Annotated in this window: 2 protein-coding genes and 1 pseudogene; all 3 read left to right on the plus strand. The window is 39.2% G+C overall.

The features are described 5' to 3' along the window. The coding region (locus AC1D0Y_RS29375) for a hypothetical protein (protein WP_477708440.1) at positions 1 to 946 on the plus strand (946 nt) is incomplete at its 5' end. A gap of 6 nt (positions 947 to 952) precedes the next feature. Continuing rightward, complete coding sequence (locus AC1D0Y_RS29380) at positions 953 to 1648, plus strand: SMI1/KNR4 family protein (RefSeq protein ID WP_168760878.1); 696 nt, start codon at positions 953 to 955, stop codon at positions 1646 to 1648. Positions 1649 to 1879: 231 nt separating this feature from the next. Beyond that, a pseudogene (locus AC1D0Y_RS29385) lies at positions 1880 to 2369 on the plus strand (T7SS effector LXG polymorphic toxin); the annotation flags it as partial.

Genomic DNA, 2369 nt, shown 5'->3' on the forward strand with positions numbered 1-2369 from the left:
TACGAAGGTAGCGGGGAAAATGGGACAAAGCCTTGCGACCAAAGGAACCGAAAAGCTCAACAACATGCGCAACACGCTTCGCACAAGCGCCGTTGCCAACGTCACAAAGCAAGCCTACCAAAGCGTCAAAAATGCACCGGCCTCTTGGACTCAGTCGCTACATAAAACGTATAACAACATCCTAGACAGCAGTATGCCAAGACTCATGCCAGATCTTGTGCCGGCAGGTCCAGCGCTTGCCCAGCAGACGGTGAGAGAGACCTTGCAGAATGTGAAGCAGCAGACGATGCAGATGGTAACGAAGGTGAAATATTATCCGAATCGCAACAGCTACCGTGGACCTGGCGGCAGGTTTATGTCAGAGAGTGATGTTAACAAGCTGGGTGATGAGGTTGAGGTTGAGACGGTTTGGAAGGTTGACGAGCCTGTAAAAGTAGAACGTGTGAGTGAACGTCCGATTCAAAAGAATACTAAGGGTACGGATGAAGTTAGTGGTGTGAGATATGGAGAAAGAAAGATATCTGCTGAAGTTAGTAAGAAGTTAAGGGCTTCCTCACCTACTAAAAAAATACAAGATGATGTAAATAAGAATATTGATGATTTAATAGGTACTCCTGATCCAGCTCTCCCTGGCAAAACAATAAATGGAAAATTACATGCAGATCACATTGTTCCGTTAGCTAAGATAAGTAGAATGGAGGGTTTTGAAATCCTCACTTATGAACAACAAAAAGCAATCGCCAATTACAGAGAAAATTTTATTGGATTGACTGAGACAGCAAACAAATCAAAAGGATCCAAATCATACCAGGAATGGACAATATATAAAAAAGAAGGGATCCTGGTTAATCCGAAATTTAGAGAAGAAATGATATTAAAAGAGAGAAAATTAGAGAGTGAGATTCAAGATATAATAGATGAATTTAATAAATTCAATAAGGAGTGACAACTAATGGATAAAATATCTTTTTTAAGACAATATAGAAAAGAAGTGGAACTAGTACACTTTGATAAAATAAAGAGCATTAGAGAGGACGAAATACCAAGTCAATGGTTAGAGATTGTTAGGGAAGAAGATAAGGATATTAGAGTAAGAAAAACTTTAGCTATATGGAAAAGTTTATTCAATAAAGAGTTGAGCAACACAATATTATACCTGTCAGAAAATTTGTTGGATGTTGAATTAATCTTAGATAATGGTAAATATGCGATTTTATATAGTATAAAGGATTCTCAAAGTGGTTGTATGTATTATGAAGGTGGTTTACCCACTAGTAATATAGAGAATCCTACTTTAAAAAATGTTTGGCAAGATGTACCTGAAAAATTGAGGAGTTTCTATGAAAATATACATGACGGCTTTTATTATTTTTCAAGCAGGGCAATGGGATTAGTATCATTAAATCATGTTACATTCTTTGATGACGATGAATGGGGAATTATTGATGATCTAGAACAACCATTAGAGATTAATTTGACTACAACATTTAGCTTCTTTGAAAGTGGAATGGGAGGTTATGTAGCCGTCGATTTAGAAAATTGCAGTAATGATAATGCTACGATTTGGTTTACAAATGATCAGCCGGACTACGGTGTTAACTTTTGGGATGTTACAGATGAGTGGTTAGTCATTGGGTTTGAAGAGTAATTAGTAAGATTATAATGACAGAGAAAAGATAATGGCTCTTTTAAACAAAATCAAACAGAATTATAATGTTGTAGAATGAGTGAATAAATAAAAAAGATGCTTAGCGTATTAGTTGAGCATCTTTTTTTATCTAATTAATTTTGATATAGAATAAATCTAAGCATTTGTCTGTAACATGTATTTCAAAATTGTCAATGGGTAAAGTTTTTGTTTTAAATAGTTACTGTTGATAAAAAACTTTCAACCTCACAGCKCGTCGCAGCRGGAGCCATGGCAGCAGCCGGCTTCATTCCGGTTGTCGGCTGGGTAGGAAGAGCCGCAAAAGGCGGAAAAGCCATCTRCAAAACGGCTAAAGGCCTAAGCGCAGCGGATCACGCCTTAGACGCCTACAAATCYGCCAAATCCTTCAAAGTCCTGGAGCAAACCGAAAAAGGCCTCTACGGTCTTGTGGCTGCAAACGGCTTAGGAGAATACATGACCGGACGCGACATGTTCGGGAATAAAATCAGTGAAGAGCAGCGTAAAGCAAGTCTTCTGCAAGCATTAGGAATTGCTGGAGCTGGAGCGCTTTCTACGAAGGTAGCGGGGAAAATGGGACAAAGCCTTGCGACCAAAGGAACCGAAAAGCTCAACAACATGCGCAACACGCTTCGCACAAGCGCCGTTGCCAACGTCACAAAGCAAGCCTACCAAAGCGTCAAAAATGCACCGGCCTCTTGGA

The sequence above is a fragment of the Priestia sp. P1_B12_1 genome, assembly GCF_056406695.1.

What these genes read in the sequence shown, in the direction of transcription:
- AC1D0Y_RS29380 (WP_168760878.1), top strand. Translation starts at nt 953, where the DNA reads ATGGATAAAATATCTTTTTTAAGACAATATAGAAAAGAAGTGGAACTA.